This window comes from Pseudomonas sp. AC239, assembly GCF_979258545.1.
On the sequence record NZ_OZ409864.1, the window covers coordinates 4,581,047 to 4,600,106 of the forward strand.

General features: G+C 61.1%; 16 protein-coding genes. 9 read left to right on the top strand and 7 right to left on the bottom strand.

Annotated features, from left to right (window positions below; genetic code table 11):
• Positions 1-13 precede the first annotated feature (13 nt).
• From ACZ0AZ_RS21035 to ACZ0AZ_RS21045, 3 genes are all read right to left on the bottom strand, one after another.
• Entirely contained in the window at positions 14-772 is a 759-nt protein-coding gene (locus ACZ0AZ_RS21035; RefSeq protein ID WP_415762698.1) for an SDR family oxidoreductase, read from the bottom strand.
• Between the two features lie 32 nt (positions 773-804).
• Positions 805-1,497 carry a fumarylacetoacetate hydrolase family protein gene (locus ACZ0AZ_RS21040; RefSeq protein ID WP_463538056.1) on the bottom strand — a complete coding sequence of 231 codons (693 nt, stop codon included), beginning with the start codon at positions 1,495-1,497 and terminating at the stop codon, positions 805-807.
• A gap of 99 nt (positions 1,498-1,596) precedes the next feature.
• Complete coding sequence (locus ACZ0AZ_RS21045) at positions 1,597-2,946, bottom strand: MFS transporter (protein WP_129998545.1); 1,350 nt, start codon at positions 2,944-2,946, stop codon at positions 1,597-1,599.
• A gap of 551 nt (positions 2,947-3,497) precedes the next feature.
• Here ACZ0AZ_RS21045 and ACZ0AZ_RS21050 point away from each other — a divergent pair.
• Entirely contained in the window at positions 3,498-4,430 is a 933-nt protein-coding gene (locus tag ACZ0AZ_RS21050; protein WP_039758730.1) for a helix-turn-helix transcriptional regulator, read from the top strand.
• A gap of 8 nt (positions 4,431-4,438) precedes the next feature.
• On the opposite strand, the gene ACZ0AZ_RS21055 is transcribed toward ACZ0AZ_RS21050, so the two are convergent.
• From ACZ0AZ_RS21055 to ACZ0AZ_RS21070, 4 genes are all read right to left on the bottom strand, one after another.
• Positions 4,439-5,632 (bottom strand): GAF domain-containing sensor histidine kinase, encoded by a 1,194-nt coding sequence (locus ACZ0AZ_RS21055; RefSeq protein WP_463538057.1) that lies wholly within the window; start codon positions 5,630-5,632, stop codon positions 4,439-4,441.
• Between the two features lie 127 nt (positions 5,633-5,759).
• Positions 5,760-7,928: a TonB-dependent siderophore receptor gene (locus ACZ0AZ_RS21060; protein WP_463538058.1), complete on the bottom strand. Its 2,169-nt coding sequence runs from the start codon at positions 7,926-7,928 to the stop codon at positions 5,760-5,762.
• A gap of 285 nt (positions 7,929-8,213) precedes the next feature.
• Positions 8,214-9,053, bottom strand: coding sequence for a glutathione-dependent disulfide-bond oxidoreductase (yghU, locus tag ACZ0AZ_RS21065; protein WP_310405055.1), 840 nt, complete (start codon positions 9,051-9,053; stop codon positions 8,214-8,216).
• Positions 9,054-9,285: 232 nt separating this feature from the next.
• Positions 9,286-9,789 (bottom strand): cupin, encoded by a 504-nt coding sequence (locus tag ACZ0AZ_RS21070; RefSeq protein WP_463538059.1) that lies wholly within the window; start codon positions 9,787-9,789, stop codon positions 9,286-9,288.
• A 179-nt stretch (positions 9,790-9,968) separates the two neighbouring features.
• Here ACZ0AZ_RS21070 and ACZ0AZ_RS21075 point away from each other — a divergent pair, with 179 nt between their 5' ends.
• The 8 genes from ACZ0AZ_RS21075 to ACZ0AZ_RS21110 all read left to right on the top strand — a co-directional run bounded on the left by ACZ0AZ_RS21075 (position 9,969) and on the right by ACZ0AZ_RS21110 (position 19,059).
• Positions 9,969-11,756 carry a thiamine pyrophosphate-requiring protein gene (locus tag ACZ0AZ_RS21075; protein ID WP_463538060.1) on the top strand — a complete coding sequence of 596 codons (1,788 nt, stop codon included), beginning with the start codon at positions 9,969-9,971 and terminating at the stop codon, positions 11,754-11,756.
• A 10-nt stretch (positions 11,757-11,766) separates the two neighbouring features.
• Positions 11,767-12,504: a DUF72 domain-containing protein gene (locus ACZ0AZ_RS21080; protein ID WP_463538061.1), complete on the top strand. Its 738-nt coding sequence runs from the start codon at positions 11,767-11,769 to the stop codon at positions 12,502-12,504.
• Between the two features lie 74 nt (positions 12,505-12,578).
• Positions 12,579-13,466 carry a Dyp-type peroxidase gene (locus ACZ0AZ_RS21085; RefSeq protein WP_463570699.1) on the top strand — a complete coding sequence of 296 codons (888 nt, stop codon included), beginning with the start codon at positions 12,579-12,581 and terminating at the stop codon, positions 13,464-13,466.
• A 9-nt stretch (positions 13,467-13,475) separates the two neighbouring features.
• Positions 13,476-14,441, top strand: coding sequence for a Gfo/Idh/MocA family protein (locus ACZ0AZ_RS21090; RefSeq protein WP_463538062.1), 966 nt, complete (start codon positions 13,476-13,478; stop codon positions 14,439-14,441).
• A 215-nt stretch (positions 14,442-14,656) separates the two neighbouring features.
• The gene (locus ACZ0AZ_RS21095) at positions 14,657-15,409 is read left to right on the top strand and encodes a GntR family transcriptional regulator (protein WP_039758705.1); all 753 of its coding nucleotides are present in this window, start codon (positions 14,657-14,659) and stop codon (positions 15,407-15,409) included.
• On the top strand, positions 15,406-17,136 hold the full coding sequence (locus ACZ0AZ_RS21100) for a fumarate reductase/succinate dehydrogenase flavoprotein subunit (protein WP_463538063.1): 1,731 nt from the start codon (positions 15,406-15,408) through the stop codon (positions 17,134-17,136). Before ACZ0AZ_RS21095 ends, ACZ0AZ_RS21100 begins: the two co-directional genes overlap by 4 nt.
• A 27-nt stretch (positions 17,137-17,163) precedes the next feature.
• Positions 17,164-17,409, top strand: a complete 246-nt coding sequence (locus ACZ0AZ_RS21105; protein ID WP_003225615.1) for a 4Fe-4S dicluster domain-containing protein — start codon at positions 17,164-17,166, stop codon at positions 17,407-17,409.
• Positions 17,410-17,655: 246 nt separating this feature from the next.
• On the top strand, positions 17,656-19,059 hold the full coding sequence (locus ACZ0AZ_RS21110; RefSeq protein ID WP_463538064.1) for an ABC transporter substrate-binding protein: 1,404 nt from the start codon (positions 17,656-17,658) through the stop codon (positions 19,057-19,059).
• Position 19,060 lies beyond the last annotated feature (1 nt).

A 19,060-nucleotide genomic window follows, 5' to 3' on the forward strand; every position in this document is an offset into this window, starting at 1 on the left:
TAAAAAGGCCGGCTCAACCGCGGCCGGCAAACGGCATGGCGCTGGCCATGACGGTCATGTTCAGGACGTTGGCCGACAGCGGCAGGCCGGCGATGTAGCGCACCGCATCGGCGACGTGTTTGACGTCGACCATTGGCTCGACGGCGATGCTGCCGTTAGCCTGGCGTACGCCTTTGGTCATGCGCACCGACATTTCCGTCAGGGCATTGCCGATGTCGATCTGGCTACAAGCGATGTTGAATTCGCGGCCGTCCAGCGCCAGCGATTTGGTCAGGCCGAGCACGGCGTGTTTGCTCGCGGTGTAGGCGCTGCTGAACGGGCGCGGGGTGTGTGCCGAGATCGAACCGTTGTTGATGATCCGCCCGCCCTGCGGCTGTTGTTTACGCATCAGCCCGAACGCGCCGCGAGCGCAGAGGAAGACGCCGTTGAGGTTGGTGTCGATCACGTTGCGCCATTGCTCGAAGGTCAACTCGTCCAGCGGTACGGCGGGGGCGTTGACGCCGGCGTTGTTGAAGACCACGTCGAGGCGGCCGTAGACCTCGGCAATGGTCGCGAACAGCACGTCGACACTGTCCGGATCGCGCACGTCGGTGGGGACCGCCAGTGCTTGGTGGCCCTGGCTCTGCGCCAGTTCGACCAGCGCCTGCAAAGGCTCGGGCCGGCGGCCGGCGAGCACGAGGGTGAAACCGTCGGCCATCAGGCCCAGCGCCACGGCGCGGCCAATGCCAGTGCCGGCGCCGGTGACCAGCGCGACTTTCAAAGGGGTATTCATATTGTTGTTCTCCTTTTTTCTGAACCGCTGGGTCAGGGCCGTGGGCCGACGCGCATTTCCAGGTCGCCGATGCCGTCGATGCCGGCGCTAATCACATCGCCCGGTTGCAGACTGTCAACGCCGGCGGGGCTGCCGGTCATGATCAGGTCGCCGGCGCGCAGGGCCACCGATTGCGAGATGCGCGCGATCACTTCACTGACCGACCAGATCTGGCTGTCGAGGTTGTCGCGCTGGCGTTCTTCGCCGTTGACGTTCAGCCACAACTCGCCTTCGGGATGGCCGCAGCGGCTCACCGGGACGACGGCAGTCATCGGCGCGGCGCCGTCGAACACCTTGGCGCCTTCCCACGGCAAACCGTTGCTTTTCGCCGCGTGTTGCACATCGCGGCGGGTCAGGTCGAGGCCGGCGGCGTAGCCCCAGACGTAGGCGAGCGCTTGATCCTCCGGGATATTGGCGCCGCCTTCACCGATGGCCACGACCAGTTCGATTTCGTGAACGAAGTCCTCGCACACCGAGGGGAAAGCCACGTCGCCGAGCGCATCGACCACGCAACTTGCCGGTTTCATGAAAAATACTGGCGGCTGGCGCGATTGGCCTTGCGAGTCCGGCCACGGGTAGTTGCGGCCGACACAGAACACTCGGCCGACGGGGAAGCGCTGCTCGGTGCCGAGGACCGGCAAGGTCACCGGCAGATCCGGGGTAAAGACGTATTCGGTCATGTTCATCCTGCGGGTCATCCTGTTTGAAAGGGCAGCGTACGGCGGCTGGCGTCGGCGAAGTTGGACGAAAGCCGCCTGCGTTTGGACAAATCCGGGTTATTCGCCTCAGCGCACCTTCAGTTCGATGCGATACAGGCGCCCGAGCAGCAACGAGTAGGAGAGGGTGCCGATCAGTGCCACGCCGCCGATAAACCAGAAGGCATAGGCGAAGGTGCCGGTGGCGTGGACGATGGCGCCGATCACGATCGGCGTGACGATGCCGCCGATGTTCGCCGCCAGGCTGGTAATGCCGCCGGTGAGGCCGATCAGCTCTTTCGGCGCCACTTCCGACACCGCCGCCCACGACGAAGACGCGATGCCTTGGGCGAAGAAAGCGATGGTCAGCACGGCGATGCAGATCAGGTTGGAGTCGGTGAAGTTCACCAGCACGATCGACATGCCCAGCATCGAACCGACCACCAGCGGCAATTTGCGCGCAAACGACATCGAGTAGCCGCGACGGATCAGCAGGTCGGAAACGATGCCGGCCAGCAGGATTCCCACGGTCGCACCGACGAAGGGCAGCACGGCGAAGATCCCGGCCTTGATCATGGTCAGTTTGCGTTCTTCGATCAGGTAGGTCGGGAACCAGGTGAGGAAGAAGTACAGCGCCGAGGTGCTGGCGAATTTGCCGATGCAGATCGCCCAGATCTGCCGATAGCTGAACAGCTCGGCAATCTGCCGCCAGTTGAAACGGGTGCGCTCCTGGCTGCTCTTGACCAGACCGCCACCGGTTTCGATGTACTTCAATTCTTCCTGGCTGACTTTCTTGCAGTTCAGCGGGTCGCGATACAGGTACAGCCACAACACACCGAAAACGATGCCGAGTGCGCCGGTGCTGTAGAACACGTGGCGCCAGTCGAAGGTGGTCGCCAGCCAAAGCAGCGCGCCGGTGAACAGTGCCGTACCGAGGTACTGGCCGCACACGTAGATGCTGCTGGCCAGCCCGCGTTCCCGCGCCGGGAACCACACCGTCACGGCGCGGCTGTTGGCCGGGAAAGCCGGGGCTTCCATGGCGCCGACTGCCAGGCGCAGGCCGAACAGCGAGGCAAACCCCGTGGCGAAACCCTGACAGACAGTGACCGTCGACCAACTGATCAGCGATACGCCGTAGGTGAAGCGCGAGCCGAACCGGTCAGCGATAAACCCTGCCGGCACCAGCGCCAGCGCATAGGTCCAGGCGAAGGCGGAAAAAATCAGGCCCATCTCGATCTTGTCCAGACCCAGATCCTTGGCCATGAACGGCGCGGCGATCGAGATGTTCACCCGGTCGATGTAATTGATGATCGTCGCGATCAGCAGCAACGACAGCATGAACCAGCGCCGCCGCGTAGGCAGACGCTGCGTCGTTACGGCATCGCGTGCGCCGGCTATCACCGGCGGCACAGTGGCACTGGAGGAATGGGAGTTGGACATGCGGAGACCTCGTTATTGTTAGTAGAGTCGAGATTTTTCGAGCAGCCGATGCCGTTGCCCGCAACGTGTGGGGCAAGGCAAGCGAACGGGTTGCAGCGCGGGTTTCAGACGTTCAGGAACGTCTTTGTGCGATTGACTTCAAGGGGAGGTCGGGCGGGGCGGTGAGGGGAAATAGCAGGATCATGACGTGCGCACCTTTGATTGTTTTTGAAAGAGGTTGGGCTGCGTTGGTCATTACAGTGGTCGTACAACGGTTCTAAATCAACCGATGGGTTAGAACGTTTTTTCTTCACAAAAGCCGGTTTGGCGAACGTGTCCAAAAAAATAAATGCGTTAAGTTTTAATAATTCAGATCAGGAATATTTTCTAAGCTTCTGAAATTAATCACTTTGTGTTTATCTTCGACTATTTCTGCTTTTGGACAGGCGCATTGCCACTCCGTCGGCAGAAAAAACTCCAGGCGCCGTCGTCATCGTATGACTGATTGCCGACCACCGCTCAACCCTGCAAGATGACAAGCGCCACCTCACTGCCCGGAGGACCTCCTGCCCATGTCTTCACCCAGCCGTATTCCGACCTACGTCATGCAGCAACGCAGCGAATTGACCGATTTCTACATTCGCGACAAAAAGGGTCGGCGCGCCGAAACCGCTCCTCATCGGCATGAGTACTTCCAGATCCAGATCAACCTCGGCGGCGACACCGTGCAGCACATCGGCAGCGTCCAGCGGCCATTCCCGCGCAACACCCTGGCGTTCATCCTGCCGCACCGCGTACACGTGATTCCGCATCCCGAGGACAGCAATTTCATCGTCATCAACTTTTCCCAGACGTTCCTCTTGCCGCATCTGCAATGCGACCCGATGGACCTGGAAGAAGTGTCGATCCTGCTCGCGCCGGAGCTGTCGCCGTTCCGCTTTCAGGAGCATCTGGATTTCATTTTGGGCGATGAGGATTTCGCTCAGGTCTGTGGCCTGATCGAGCAGATGCGCGCACTTGATGAGAATCGTCAGTTCGGCACGCGGGAAATGCTCAAAGGGCTCTTGCTGCAGATGATTGGCAGCGTGTGTTTTCTCTATGCCGAACCGCTCAAGCGTCTGGCGGAAGAGAATGCCGCCGAGAACAGCCGTCGCGACGCCTTGAGCCGCATGTTCGAATACTTGCGGAAGAACATCGCCGATCCTGATCTCAACCTGATCAAAGTCGCCGCTGCGACCTATCTGTCACCGACTTACCTGACGCACTGGCTGCGCAAGGAGATCGGCAAGACCTTCACCGAGCTGGTGCTGGAGCGGCGCATGCACGCCGCGCGCAACTTCCTCCTCAACAGTACGCGCTCGGTGGGCGAGGTGGCGCGGTTGTGCGGGTTCGCCGATGAGGCCTATTTCTCCCGGCGGTTTCGCCAGATTCATGGCCAGCCACCTGGGCAGTTCCGCCGCCGCCAGCTCAACCCGGACACGCCGCAGACGCCATTGAATACTTAGACCGGCGCTCAGACCCACCTGAAGCGGGCAGGGAAGCGCGCGACAAAACAGGTGCCCGTTTCACGGTCGGACGTCACGCTCAAGGTGCCGTTGTGCGCATTGGCAATCTGCCCGGCGATGTACAAGCCCAGTCCCAACCCTTCATGACGCTGGCCTGCTTCGGAACGGGAAAACGGTTCGAACAGCAGCGGCATCAGCGCAGGCGGGATCGGCGTGCCCTGATTGGTCAACGAAATAACGATCTCGTCGCCCTCGGCAAAGGCTTTGAGCACGATCGGTTCGGCCGTGGAGCCGTGGGTCACGGCGTTGCCCAGCAGATTCGACAACAGTTGGCTGATGCGCAGCGGGTCGCAATAAACCCCGGTCGGCACTTCAAGCGAATCAATAAACGTCGCCTGCGGGTACGCCACCCGAATTTCGTCCAGGGTCTGGCGCAACGTTTGCTGCAAATCATCGACCAGTTTGCGCTGCACCGGAATGCCACTGCCAAGCCGACCCCGGGCGAAGTCGAGGATGTTTTCGATCAGCACGCCCATGCGCACCGAGCTGGTGCGGATCGCCGACAACAGCGTACGCGAGCGCTTGTCCTCGGCTTTGCTTTCCAACAGATCGGCGCTCATGCGGATGGCACTGAGCGGCGTACGCAAGTCATGGCCCAATACGGCGATGAATTGCTCGCGCAGACGGCCCAATTCGTTGGCATCGGCCAGCGCGGTTCTGGTTGCGTGCAGATGACCTTGGGTGTCCAGGCTCATTGCGATCAACTGGGCGAAGAGGGTCAGGGTCTTTTCGATGGCCGGGTCGTCAAGGTTTGCCGGAACCGAATCAATGGCGCACAGCGTGCCGAAAAACTCGCCATCGGCCTTGATGATGGGAATGGAAATGTAGCTTTCCAGGCCGTAGGTTTTCGGCGTGTGATGCTTGGAGAACAGCGGGTGCTGGCTGGCGTGGCCGAAGATCACCGGCTGATGGTGCTGACGGATTTCATGGCAAATCGTCGATTCCAGCACCAGCTCGCCGCCAGGCAACAGGCCGAAGTCGATCGAGTCATCCACGGCGCAGGCGATCCACTTGCTCTCGGTAACCCGCGCTACGGCGGCGAAGCGCATGCCGGTCATGTGCTTGACCATGCTCAGGATCACCGGCACGGCGTCAATGCTGCCGATGGCTTCGAGGTCGGAGGAGAAATCTGTCTGGGGCATGGCCGGCGCTTCGCGAAAGTGTCGCCAGAGACTATCGGTAATTCCCGGCCATGCCTAATGAACATGCAAAAAAGGGCGCCGGGAAAAGTCCCGGCGCATTTGGCGTTACTTGCTGACCACTATCGACTCAGAACTTGTACTTCGCGGTCATCATGTAGCTGCGCGGCGTGCCGTAGTTGTCGGTCGAGCCCCAGGTCACGTCGGTGCCGATGGAGGAGTAGTACTTGCGATCAAAGATGTTGTTGGCGTTGACCTGCAGGTCGAGGTGCTTGTTGACCTCGTAACCGGCCATCAAGTCGGTGGTCGCATAGCCACCCTGTTGCAGGCGATAGCTGCTGCCATTGGCCAAAGCGATGTCGTTGTACATGCGGCTCTGCCAGTAGACGTTGCCGCCCACGCGCAGTTTTTCCAGCGGGCCTTGGAAGCGGTACACGGTCGAGACCTTGAACAAGTGCTCGGGCATGTCGGTGTCGAATTTCTCATTATTGTTGGCCGGATTTTCGTCCTTGATGTAGTGGGCGCGGGTGTAGGTGTAGCCGGCGCCGACTTGCCATTGCTCGGTCAGCGCACCTTGCAGTTCCATGTCCACGCCTTGGGCGCGAACCTTGCCGGAGGTTTCGTAGCAGGTCAGTTCCGGGCAGCCGAGCTGGGTCGCTGCCTGGGTGGCGCGGTTGGTCTGGTCCATCTGGAACACCGCCACGCTGCCGTTCAGCGCACCGTCGAAATATTCGCCCTTGATACCGACCTCATAGTTTTCACCAACGATCGGCTCCAGCACTTTGCCGCCGAGATCTTTCTGGGTTTGCGGGGTGAAGATGTCGGTGTAGCTGGCGTAGACCGAGTGATGGTCGTCGAGTTTGTAGATCAGGCCGGCGTAACGGGTCAGGTTGCGGGTGACTTTGAAGTCGCCGTCGGCGCTGCGATCGTCGTAGTCATACCAGTCCAGACGACTGCCGAGAATCAACGTCAGCGGGTCGGCCAGGCTCAAGCGAGTAGTCAGGTAAACCGCATCCTGAGTGGTGACGTTGCGCGACTTGCCGCTACGGACGAAGTCAGGTTTTGGCGCGGCGATCGGCAGGCCGGTGTCGTAGGGCGAGTATTCCTTGGTGGTGGCGTCGTACACGCGATTGCTCGCGCCGACCACCAATTCGTGGGTACGGCCGAACGCTTCGAACGGGCCGCTGGCGAAACCGTCGAAGGCGCGTTGCTTGTCGGTGTGGTGCGACTGGTAGGCGGTGGTTTCCAGCGGGCCGTCGTAACGCGACAGGTACGTGCCGGAGAATTCGCCCTCGAGGGTCGACGTCGAGCCGCCGAGGTGCAGTTTCCAGTCGTTGTCGAAACGGTGTTCGACTTCACCGAATACGGTGTCGACTTGCAGCTTGCGGTTCTCCCAATCGGTACCGGGATAGGTGGAGCGGGGCAGGTCGAGGTGGTGGCCGTCTTCGCCGATCGGCAGGCCGCCCCAGAAATAGTTGGTCTGATCGTTCTGCCGGGAGAAACCGAGGGTCGCTGTGGTGCTGTCGCTCAGGTCGGCTTCACCGATGGCGTAGAACAGGCCGTGATCGTTTTCTTCCTTGTCGCGAAAACTGTCGGCGCCCTGATACGACGTCACCACCCGGCCACGCAGGGTGCCGCTGTCGTTCAGCGGGCTGGAGGCGTCGACTTCGCCACGGTAGTCATCCCAGCTGCCGGCGGCGCCGGTGAGGGTCACGCGCTGATCGGCGGTCGGGCGCTTGCGCACCATGTTGATCGCCGCCGACGGGTTGCCGGCACCGGTGACCAGGCCGGTTGCGCCACGGACGATTTCCACTCGGTCGAACATCGCCAGGTTTGGTTGCACGGCCAAAGTGAACGGCGAATATGAGCTGGGCAGGCCGTCGTACATGATGTTGTCGATGTCGAAACCGCGCGCCTTGTAAGTCTGCCGGCCCGGGCCGCTGGCCTCGCTGAGGAACAGCCCCGGCGTGCCACGCACCACGTCGTTGACGCTGGTCATGTTCTGGTCGTCCATGCGCTGGCGAGTGATCACCGTCACCGCCTGCGGCGTTTCGCGCATGGTCAGCGACAGCTTGGTCGCGGTCTGCATCGGGCCGGTGGTGTAGGACTGTGTGTCTTCGGTGGTGCTGCTCATCTGCGTGGCGCCGATTTCGGTCGCTTGCAGTTCCAGCGGGCCATTGGCTGGCGCAGTGGGTGCGGTTTCTTCGGCCAGCGCAGGTGCGATGCTGGCCATGCCGATGGCGATTGCGAGGAGGTTAGGTGAGAGGTTCGAACGGCGGTGGATCGTGTGAAACGACATCTATCTGCTTCCCCAGATTACCCAAACGAAACTGATGCGAGTGCATGTAAGAATTATTCGCATTAGTATGTAGGAAGTTTCTGAGGGAATAAACCCGTACGGCTCAGTTAGTTAATGAATTTTTCACAATTGAATCGATGCTCTCGTGGAAACGAATGTGGGAGCGGGCTTGCTCGCGAAAGCGTCGTGTCAGCCAACACATTTGTTGAATGACGCGACGCTTTCGCGAGCAAGCCCGCTCCCACAGTTTTTGCCTGGTGGTCGGTCAGACAGACCGCGTCTGGTTCAATTCAGATCTTCTGCCCCATGCCGCTCCGGCACCTGGCTTTCTTCATCGCCCCAGGTGCGGTTCACCCGTTGCCCACGGATGACCGCCGGCCGCTTGGCGATTGCTTCCGCCCAGCGCTGCACATGGGTGTACTCATGCGCCGCGAGAAACTCCGCCGCCGAGTAAACGTTGTTGCGCACCAGTTGCCCGTACCAGGGCCACACGGCGATGTCAGCGATGGTGTACTCGTCGCCGGCCAGATAGGCGTTATCAGCGAGACGGCGGTTGAGCACATCCAGTTGCCGTTTGGCTTCCATGGTGAAGCGGTTGATCGGGTATTCGAGCTTCTCCGGCGCATACGCGTAGAAATGCCCGAAGCCACCGCCCAGATACGGCGCCGAGCCCATTTGCCAGAACAGCCAGTTGAGGGTTTCGGTACGACCGGCCGGATCCTTTGGCAGCAAAGCGCCGAACTTTTCCGCCAGATACAGCAGGATCGAACCGGACTCGAACACCCGGATCGGCGGCTCGACGCTGCGATCCAGCAGCGCCGGAATCTTCGAATTGGGATTGACCTCGACAAAGCCGCTGGAGAACTGATCGCCCTCGCCAATGCGGATCAGCCAGGCGTCGTATTCGGCCTCGCTGTGCCCGAGTGCGAGCAGCTCTTCGAGCATGATGGTGACTTTGACGCCGTTGGGCGTGGCCAGCGAATACAGCTGCAACGGATGCTTGCCGACCGGCAGCTCTTTGTCATGAGTCGGCCCGGCGATCGGGCGGTTGATGCTGGCGAAGTGGCCGCCGGACGGGGCTTCGTGTTTCCAGACCTTGGGCGGAACGTAAGACGCATTGCTCATGAAACGGACCTCGTCGATGCTGGGAGAGAACAGGTAGACACCGTATCTCGAAAGGATTGAGAACACTACCTTGTGGGAGCTGGCTTGCCAGCGATGACGGCGGCACATCCAGCATCAATATTGGCTGACCCACCGCAATCGCTGGCAAGCCAGCTCCCACAGGTTCGGAGTCAGGCACAAATCTCCCGTGGGAGCGAGCCTGCTCGCGAAAGCGGCGGCAGGGTCGCCGCGCCTAACAGCTCCAATACCGCCCAACCGCACCCCCGACTCCCTGCACCGGATCTGTTTCAGGAAACGCCAGCCCCTCGATCCGCGCCAACTGCGCATCACTCGGCGCGGCCCGGCAGATATCCGCCTGCTGCCCCGGCGGATAAGCACCGACCACGAGAAAATCCGCACTCGATTCCAGATTGCAGTGCCCGGTCCCGGCCGGCAGCAGCAATACATCCCCGGCACTGACGTCGACCACTTGCCCATCAGGCCCTCCCAACATCAACCGCGCCTGACCGGCCGCCACGCCAAGCACTTCATGGCCTTCGGTGTGGTAGTGGTGATAGTCATAAATGCCGTAGCGCCACTGCGCCGGCCAGCCGTTGGCGCCGAACGTCTGCTCGAAGCGCGCCGCCGGGTCCTCGCCCTCGATGGCCACCGCGCCGCGATAGATCAGCACCGGCAAACGCGGATTGTTCGGTACCCAGTCATGGCGTTCGAGCAGCAGGGTTTGTACTTCAGTCATGGCCCATCCTCCTTCGATCATTTCTCAATCGACCGCAGGGCAGGGCACTCGCCTCAAAAAATCATTGCTGCGTAAACATGGGGCCAGGGCCATGCCCACACAATCCATCGAAACTTCATCGCTAAGCGGGCTGTCCAGACCCTTACATGTCCATGCAGCAGCAAATGGCGAGGGTCAAGATGACGATGACAGTAGGGGATTTTCTGGTTGAACGGCTCAGCGAATGGGGCGTGACGCGGATTTTTGGCTATCCGGGCGATGGCATCAACGGCGTGTTCGGCGCCATGAGCCGGGCCAAGGGCAAGATCGAATTCGTCCAGGCACGGCACGAGGAAATGGCTGCGTTCATGGCCTCGGCCCACGCCAAGTTCACCGGCGAGCTGGGCGTCTGCATCGCCACCTCCGGTCCCGGCGCTTCGCACTTGATCACCGGCCTCTACGATGCGCGCATGGACCACATGCCGGTGCTGGCCATCGTCGGTCAGCAGGCGCGCACGGCGCTGGGCAGTCACTACCAGCAAGAGCTGGATCTGGTGTCGATGTTCAAGGATGTTGCCGGCGCGTTCGTGCAGCAGGCTTCGGCGCCATCGCAAGTGCGCCATCTGCTTGATCGCGCGGTGCGTACCGCTGTCGGCGAGCGCCGCGTCACCGCGCTGATTCTGCCCAACGACTTGCAGGATCTGCCTTACGAACAACCGGCGCGCGCCCATGGCACCGCGCATTCCGGCGTCGGCTACAGCAAGCCGAAAGTCGTTCCGTATGCAGCCGATCTGCAACGCGCCGCCGAGGTACTGAACAGCGGCGAGAAAGTCGCGATTCTGGTCGGTGCCGGTGCACTGGAGGCGACTGATCAAGTCATCGCCGTGGCAGATAAACTCGGCGCCGGTGTCGCCAAAGCGCTGCTGGGCAAAGCGGTATTGCCCGACGATTTGCAGTGGGTCACCGGCAGCATCGGCCTGCTCGGCACCGAGCCCAGCTACAAGCTGATGAGCGAGTGCGACACCTTGCTGATGATCGGATCGGGCTTCCCGTATTCCGAATTTCTGCCCAAGGAAGGCCAGGCGCGCGGCGTGCAGATCGACTTGCAGCCGGACATGCTCAGCCTGCGTTATCCGATGGAGGTCAATCTGGTCGGCGATTCAGCAGAAACCCTCGCCGCGTTGCTGCCGCTGCTGGAACAGAAGACCTCGAACAAATGGCGCAAGAAGATCGAAGGCTGGCGCAGCAGTTGGGAGAAAACCCTGGAAAAACGCGCCATGGCCAAAGCCGATCCGGTCAATCCGCAACGGGTGGTCTATGAGTTGTCACCGCGTTTGCCCGAGCAGGCCATCATCACCAGCGACTCCGGCTCCTGCGCCAACTGGTTCGCCCGCGATCTGAAAATCCGTCGCGGCATGAAATGCTCACTGTCCGGTGGCCTGGCCTCGATGGGCGCGGCGGTGCCCTATGCGATCGCGGCGAAATTTGCTTACCCGGAACGCCCGGTCATTGCTCTGGTCGGCGACGGCGCGATGCAGATGAACAACATGGCCGAGCTGATCACCGTCGCCAAATACTGGCGTCAGTGGCAAAGCCCGAAATGGATCTGCGCGGTGTTCAACAATGAAGACCTCAACCAGGTCACCTGGGAGCAACGGGTGATGGAGGGCGATCCGAAGTTCGAAGCGTCGCAGAGCATCCCGGACGTGCCATATCACCTGTTCGCGATCTCCATTGGCCTCAAGGGCATTTTCGTTGATCGCGAGGAAGAGGTCGCCGCTGCGTGGGAACAGGCACTCGCCTCGGAAGTGCCGGTGCTGATCGAGTTCAAGACCGACCCGAACGTGCCGCCGCTGCCACCGCACATCAAGCTTGAGCAAGCGAAGAAATTCGCCACGACCCTGCTCAAGGGCGATCCGGACGAAGCCGGGGTGATCGTGCAGACCGCCAAGCAGGTACTGGGCGCCGTGTTGCCCGGGAAGAAATGACGGTGTGCGCTTGAACGATTCAACCCTCTACATCGGTTGCGCCGGCTGGAGTCTCGCTCGCGAGCACTGGCCGGCATTCCCCGCCGAGGGCACGCACCTGCAACGCTACGCCGCGCGCTTCAACTGTGTGGAGATCAACAGCTCGTTCTACCGCCCGCATCGCCGTCAGACCTACGAACGCTGGGCCGACTCGGTGGCGCCGGACTTTCGCTTCGCAGTGAAAGTGCCGAAGCTCATTACCCACGAGCAACGGCTGGCGGACAGCGCGGCCGCGCTCGATGAGTTTCTCGGGCAATGCCAGGGCTTGGGTGATCGACTCGGCTGCTTGCTGGTGCAATTGCCACCGAAACTGGCGTTTGAGGCGCCGGTAGCCGAGGCTTTCTTCCGGACCTTGCGCGAGCTTTTTCAAGGCCGCGTGGTGCTGGAGCCGCGACACGAATCCTGGACGGGCGCTGAGGCCATGCTGGTGGACCTGCAGATTGCCCAGGCGGTGGTCGATCCCTCGCGGATCAGCACCGACACCGCGCCGGGTGGCTGGCAAGGCCTGCAGTATTGGCGCCTGCACGGCTCGCCACGGATTTATCACAGCGCTTATGACGCGGCTTATTTGCAGCAGCTTGCTCAGAACCTGCAGAGCCCGAAGGCTGAAGGCAAAGACATCTGGTGCATCTTCGACAACACCGCCAGCGGCGCTGCCACAGCCGATGCGCTGGCTTTGAAGGCCTTGATCGAAGGCGTCGAACGCTGAACGACGACGCTCTCGCCACCCACACAAACCATCCGGCTACAGGTAAACTCCGCGCACTTTTTCAAGGAGTTCACATGAGTTACTACCAGCCGGGCATTCTCGCCACCCCTGTTCCTGCGCAAGCACGTCATCTGTTTTTCGCCATGGCGTCGGTTGAAGCCTTGCCGCAAGCGATCGACAACCTGCTGATGCTGGTGGATGGCAAGTCTGCGGTGCTCGGTTTTGGTGAGTCGTTGACCAAGCCGCTGAATGTCGAAATCGCCGGCCTGCGCAGCTTCCCGGCGCTGACCGGCGTGGGCGTGAACAACCCGTCGACCCAGCATGCCCTGTGGATCTGGCTGCACGGTGTCGACCGGGGTGAGTTGCTCAACCGTTGCAACGCTATTGAAGCCGCGCTGGCCCCGGCCTTGCGTCTGGTCGAGATGCAGGAAGCCTTCCGCCACATGGACGGCCACGACCTCACCGGGTACGAGGACGGTACGGAAAACCCCCACGATGACGCCGCCGTCGCCGCCGCGCTGCTAAGCTCCGGCGCTGACGGACTGGTCGGCGGCAGCTTCGCCGCGATCCAGCAATGGCAGCACGACCTCAAGGGTTTTCATCGCCTGTCTGCCGGCGCCAAGGACGACATCATGGGGCGGCGCTTGAGCGATAACGAAGAAATCGACGACGCGCCGATTTCCGCCCACGTCAAACGCACCGCGCAGGAGAGCTTCGCGCCGGAAGCGTTCGTTGTGCGCCGTTCGATGCCGTGGATCGAAGGCGATCGCGCTGGTTTGATGTTCCTCGCTTTCGGTTTCTCGCTGGATGCCTTCGAAGCGCAACTGCGGCGCATGAGCGGTCTGGAGGACGGTATCGCCGATGGCTTGTACCAGATCAGCCGACCAATCACCGGCGGCTACTACTGGTGCCCGCCGCTCAAGGACGGACGCCTTGATCTGCGCGCGCTGCGCATTGGCTGAGGACTGAATATGAATGTGGTGTGCTGGGGCATGATCGGTTGCGGCAGCGTCGCTGAACGCAAGAGCGGGCCGGCCTTCTACAAGGCCCCCGGTTCGGCGCTGGTCGCGGTGATGGGTCGACGCCTCGAAGCCGTCACCGATTACGCTTCGCGCCACGGTATCAGCCGCGTTTACACCGATGTCGATGCGCTGATCAACGATCCCGAAGTCGACGCGGTGTACATCGCCACACCGCCCGACAGCCACCACGCCTACAGCCTGAAAGTCGCCGCCGCCGGCAAGCATTGCTGCGTGGAAAAACCCATGGCGCTCAACGCCGGGCAAAGCCGCGAGATGCAGCAAGCGTTTGTCGCTGCCGGTCTGCACTTGTTCGTCTCCTATTACCGCCGCTCGCTGCCGCGCTTTGCCCAGGTACGGCAATGGCTGGAGGAGGGGCGCATCGGTGATGTCCGCCATCTGAGCTGGACACTGACCAAAGCGCCGTCGCCGGCTGATCTTGAGGGGCGCGATAATTGGCGCACCGATCCGGCGGTGGCGGGCGGCGGCTACTTTGCCGATTTGGCCAGCCATGGCCTGGACCTGTTCCAGTATCTGCTTGGCGACATCGTTGAAGTCGCCGGTTTCACCGCGCGTCAGGCGGGTTTGTACGCGGCGGAAGATGCGGTCAGCGCCACTTGGCGATTCGCCTGCGGGGCGCTGGGCATGGGTTGCTGGAACTTTGTTGCGGACCGGCGTGAGGACCGTGTCGAGATTATTGGCAGCAAGGGACGCATCGGTTTTTCCGTGTTCGACGAGCATCCGGTGCAGCTGTTTGCCGATGAGCAGATCAGCCTGGAAATTGCCCATCACGAACATATCCAGTGGCATCACGTGCTGGGGATGAATGCGCATATTCGGGGTGAATCACAGCACCCCGCCGTGGCCGAGCAAGCCGTCAAGACCGACTGGGTCATGGATCAGATACTCAAACGCTGAGTAGACCACGACCCCTTGTGGGAGCGAGCCTGCTCGCGAAAGCATCCTGTCAGTCAGTATTTTGGTGACTGACACACCGCTTTCGCGAGCAGGCTCGCTCCCACGGATTTTGCCAGCGCAACACGCATCTAAGGTTATGCCCAAACAATATTTCTCAATCTCGTCATAACAACTCTAAGATCACGTCATAACTCGTTATAACAAGTGATCCCGCGATGACCGATAACGTTCTCTCCCTCAGTAGCGTTCCGCTGCACACCCAACTGCGCGACGTTCTGCGTGCGCGGATTCTCGACGGTGAATACCCGCAAGACAGCCAGATGCCTTCCGAAAGCGAACTGGGCGCGCTGTTCAAAGTCAGCCGCATCACCGTGCGCCAGGCACTCGGTGATCTGCAAAAGGAAGGGCTGATCTTCAAGATCCACGGTAAGGGTACCTTCGTTGCCAAGCCGAAAACCTTTCAAAACGTCAGCAGCCTGCAAGGCCTCGCCGAGTCGATGACCGGGCGCGGCTACGAGGTGATCAACCGCCTGCGCAGTTTCAAATTCATTCCGGCCGACAAGCGCGTGGCCGAGCGTCTGCAAGTGACCGAAGGCGAGATCGTCGCGCAGATCAAACGCGTGCGCCTGATCAACCGCGAGCCGATCTCGCTGGAAATCACCTACCTGCCCAAAGCCGTCGGCGAGCGGCTGGAGAAGGCCGATCTGGTTACCCGCGACATCTTTCTGATCCTGGAAAACGACTGCGGCATTGCCCTCGGCCACGCCGATCTGGCCATCGACGCGGTGCTGGCCGACAGCGACCTGACCCAGGCGCTCAACGTCGAAGCGGGCTCGCCGATCATGCGCATCGAGCGTCTGACCCACGACGCCCTAGGCCAGCCGCTGGACTTCGAACACCTTTATTACCGTGGCGATGCGTTCCAGTACCGCCTGCGGATCGACCGGCAAAAAGGGGAGCAGGCATGACCCGCAACGTTCTAGAACAGGAATACGACATCGTTGTGATTGGCGGTGGTACGGCCGGGCCGATGGCGGCGATCAAGGCCAAAGAGAAGAACCGCGATTTGCGCGTGCTGCTGGTCGACAAGGCCAACGTCAAACGCAGCGGCGCGATCAGCATGGGCATGGACGGTTTGAACAACGCGATCATCCCGGGGCATTCCACGCCCGAGCAGTACACCAAGGAAATCACCATCGCCAACGACGGCATCGTCAATCAGGCCGCGGTCTACGCCTATGCGACGCACAGTTTTGAAACCATCGAACAACTCGACCGCTGGGGCGTGAAGTTCGAGAAGGACGAGACCGGCGACTACGCGGTGAAAAAGGTCCACCACATGGGCGCTTATGTACTGCCAATGCCGGAAGGGCACGACATCAAGAAAGTTCTGTATCGGCAGTTGAAACGTGCGCGGGTGAGCATCACCAATCGCCTGGTCTGCACGCGTTTGCTGACCGACGAGGAGGGCGCGGTCAACGGTGTGATGGGTTTCGATTGCCGCACTGCCGACTTCCATGTGATCAAGGCCAAAGCGGTGATTCTCGCCTGCGGCGCAGCCGGACGTCTCGGCCTGCCGTCGTCGGGCTACCTCATGGGCACCTACGAAAACCCGACCAATGCGGGCGACGGCTACGCGATGGCCTATCACGCCGGCGCCGAACTGGCCAATCTCGAGTGCTTCCAGATCAACCCGTTGATCAAGGATTACAACGGCCCGGCCTGTGCCTACGTCACCGGCCCGCTGGGTGGCTACACCGCCAACAACAAGGGCGAACGCTTCATCGAGTGCGACTACTGGAGCGGGCAGATGATGTGGGAATTTCACCAGGAACTGGAAAGCGGCAACGGTCCGGTGTTTTTGAAACTCGATCACCTGGCCGAGGAAACCATCCAGAACATCGAAGAAATCCTGCACAGCAACGAGCGTCCGAGCCGTGGCCAGTTCCACGCCAATCGCGGCACCGACTACCGCACGCAGATGGTTGAAATGCACATTTCGGAAATCGGATTTTGCAGCGGTCACTCGGCGTCAGGCGTGTGGGTCAACGAGCGTGCCGAGACTTCGGTCAAGGGCTTGTACTCGGCCGGCGATATGGCTGCAGTGCCGCACAACTACATGCTTGGCGCGTTCACTTACGGCTGGTTCGCCGGGCACAACGCCGCAGACTTTGTCGCCGGCCGCGAGTTTTCCGCACTGGACAGCGAGCAAATCGCCAAGGAACAGGCCCGGGTCTACGCGCCGCTCGATCGCCAGGAAGGTCTGCCGCCGGCGCAGGTCGAGTACAAGCTGCGGCGCTTCGTCAACGACTACCTGCAACCGCCGAAAGTGACCAGGAAAATGCAGATCGGCCTGCAACGCTTCAGCGACATCGAGCGCGATCTTGAGCAGATGAAGGCCAACAACGCTCACGAACTGATGCGTGCGATGGAAACCAGCGTGATCCGCGACTGCGCCGAAATGGCCGCCCGCGCTTCGTTGTTCCGCGCCGAAAGCCGCTGGGGCCTGTACCACTATCGCGTCGATCATCCGCAGCGCAACGACGCCGATTGGTTCTGCCATTGTCATCTGAAGAAGGGCGAGGACGGCAAGATGACCAGTTTCAAGAAGGCCGTCGAGCCCTACATCATCCCGCTCGACGCCGAGGAAATGCAGGCTTACGACCGCCTGCGGGTCGGCGCCTTCGCCGCTTGAGACATCATTTTTCAGAGAGTCCGAACCATGGCTTATCAAGCTCAGGAAATCTTCTTCCGCTCCAATGCCCCGGTCACCGTCGACGAGGACAAATGCATCGCGGAAAAGGGCTGCACGGTGTGCGTCGACGTCTGCCCGATGGACCTGCTGGCGATCAACCCGGCCACGCAAAAGGCCTACATGGCGTTCGATGAATGCTGGTACTGCATGCCATGCGAGAAGGATTGCCCGACGGGGGCCGTCAAAGTCGACATCCCCTATCTCCTGCGTTGAAACCCGGTCGAAGGTGGGAGGGGGCTTGCTCCCGAAGAGGCCGGCATTGCTGGCATCACCCTTGACTGAAAAAACGCATTCGGGAGCAAGCCCCCTCCCACAAAGGTTTCCCACATTCAATGGTGTGGCAAGCCATTAGCTATCCGGAAACCCCGGACGCTCGATTCACCAAAACCCCTCGTTTCCCACCGCGCCCTGATCGCGGCGGAGACGAACTTCAAACCAATGATTCGAGGGGAAACACTCATGTTGCGTGCAGCACTTGCCGGTCTGCTACTGGCCTCATTCACCTTGTCGGCCTCGGCCGAAACCATCCGCATCGCCATCGGCACTCAGGACACCACCATCAACTGCGCCGCCGGTGGCCTGTTGATCCGTGAACTGGGTCTGCTGGAAAAATACCTGCCCCACGACGGCGTCTACAAAGACGCGAAGTACGATGTGCAGTGGAAGAACTTCACCAGTGGCGCGCCGCTGACCAACGAGATGGTCGCCGGCAAGCTCGACTTCGGCGCCATGGCCGATTTCCCCGGTGCGTTCAACGGTGTGGCGTTCGAAACGGCGGGCAAGCACAGCCTGTTCATCAGCGTGCTGTCGGGCAGCATCAAGGGCAGCGGTAATGGCATTGTGGTGCCGAGCGCCTCGGCCGTGCAGAGCTTGAGTGAGCTCAAGGGCAAGACCATCTCGGTGCCGTTCGCCTCCACCGCCCACGGCATGTTGCTGCGCGCCGTGGCAGAGCAGGGCTGGGATCCGCTCAAGGATGTCAACATCATCGCCCAGCCACCGGAAGTCGCCGGCTCGGCATTGCAGGCCGGCAAGATCGACGCCCACGCCGATTTTGTACCGTTCGCCGAGCTGTTCCCGAGCCGTGGTTTCGCCCGCAAGATCTACGACGGCGCCCAGGCCAACGCGCCGACTTTCCATGGCGCATTGGTCGATCAGGCCTACGCCAAAAAGTACCCGGAAATCGTCGTCGCCTACCTGCGCGCGAGCATCGAAGCCAACCAACTGCTCGCCGCCGAACCGGAGAAGTACAGCGAACTGATCGCCAAAGTCACCGGGGTCGATGCCGAGGTCAACTACCTGTTCCACGGCCCACTCGGGGTGCAGACCCGCGACCTGAGCTGGAAGCCCGAATACCGCCAGGCCGTTGGCACCGCTATCGATACCTTGAAGCTGCTGAAGAAAGCCGATCGCGGACTCGATCTGAACAGCTTTATCGATGACCAATACATCCGCGCTGCCTTCAAGGCTTCGAACCTCGATTACAGCGCGCAACTGACCAACTACGCGCAGACGCCATTGCCGGGCGTGGATGCGACGACGGGCAAAGCCATCACCGATGTCAGCCATGTCGCGGAAATCTGGGTGCGTGGCGAGGAAAAAATTCGCCGTTACGGCTCGGCTGAAGCGGCGTTCACCGCGCTGGCGGCGTTGAAGCAAGAGGGCAAGAACGTTCGGGCGGTGTATGCGCAGGCCACTGACAGCGGGATCAAGTTGCTCGCTGAACAGGCGTGGTTTGCCAGCGATGCCAAGGGCCGCCTCAGTGCATTTCTGCTCAAAGGCCAGGCCCAGCAATACGCTGCGGCGCAGGGTGGCAAGGTGTTCGATTTCAGCGATGCCACTGCCCAGGTCGTTGCCGTGCGCTAAC

Excerpts from the sequence above, each read along its gene's own strand:
- ACZ0AZ_RS21110 (WP_463538064.1), top strand. The coding sequence starts at position 17,656 with ATGTTGCGTGCAGCACTTGCCGGTCTGCTACTGGCCTCATTCACCTTG.
- ACZ0AZ_RS21095 (WP_039758705.1), top strand. The coding sequence starts at position 14,657 with ATGACCGATAACGTTCTCTCCCTCAGTAGCGTTCCGCTGCACACCCAA.
- ACZ0AZ_RS21085 (WP_463570699.1), top strand. The coding sequence starts at position 12,579 with ATGAGTTACTACCAGCCGGGCATTCTCGCCACCCCTGTTCCTGCGCAA.
- ACZ0AZ_RS21035 (WP_415762698.1), bottom strand. The coding sequence starts at position 772 with ATGAATACCCCTTTGAAAGTCGCGCTGGTCACCGGCGCCGGCACTGGC.
- ACZ0AZ_RS21100 (WP_463538063.1), top strand. The coding sequence starts at position 15,406 with ATGACCCGCAACGTTCTAGAACAGGAATACGACATCGTTGTGATTGGC.
- ACZ0AZ_RS21055 (WP_463538057.1), bottom strand. The coding sequence starts at position 5,632 with ATGCCCCAGACAGATTTCTCCTCCGACCTCGAAGCCATCGGCAGCATT.
- ACZ0AZ_RS21060 (WP_463538058.1), bottom strand. The coding sequence starts at position 7,928 with ATGTCGTTTCACACGATCCACCGCCGTTCGAACCTCTCACCTAACCTC.
- ACZ0AZ_RS21075 (WP_463538060.1), top strand. The coding sequence starts at position 9,969 with ATGACGATGACAGTAGGGGATTTTCTGGTTGAACGGCTCAGCGAATGG.
- ACZ0AZ_RS21090 (WP_463538062.1), top strand. The coding sequence starts at position 13,476 with ATGAATGTGGTGTGCTGGGGCATGATCGGTTGCGGCAGCGTCGCTGAA.
- ACZ0AZ_RS21050 (WP_039758730.1), top strand. The coding sequence starts at position 3,498 with ATGTCTTCACCCAGCCGTATTCCGACCTACGTCATGCAGCAACGCAGC.
- ACZ0AZ_RS21040 (WP_463538056.1), bottom strand. The coding sequence starts at position 1,497 with ATGAACATGACCGAATACGTCTTTACCCCGGATCTGCCGGTGACCTTG.
- yghU (WP_310405055.1), bottom strand. The coding sequence starts at position 9,053 with ATGAGCAATGCGTCTTACGTTCCGCCCAAGGTCTGGAAACACGAAGCC.
- ACZ0AZ_RS21070 (WP_463538059.1), bottom strand. The coding sequence starts at position 9,789 with ATGACTGAAGTACAAACCCTGCTGCTCGAACGCCATGACTGGGTACCG.
- ACZ0AZ_RS21105 (WP_003225615.1), top strand. The coding sequence starts at position 17,164 with ATGGCTTATCAAGCTCAGGAAATCTTCTTCCGCTCCAATGCCCCGGTC.
- ACZ0AZ_RS21045 (WP_129998545.1), bottom strand. The coding sequence starts at position 2,946 with ATGTCCAACTCCCATTCCTCCAGTGCCACTGTGCCGCCGGTGATAGCC.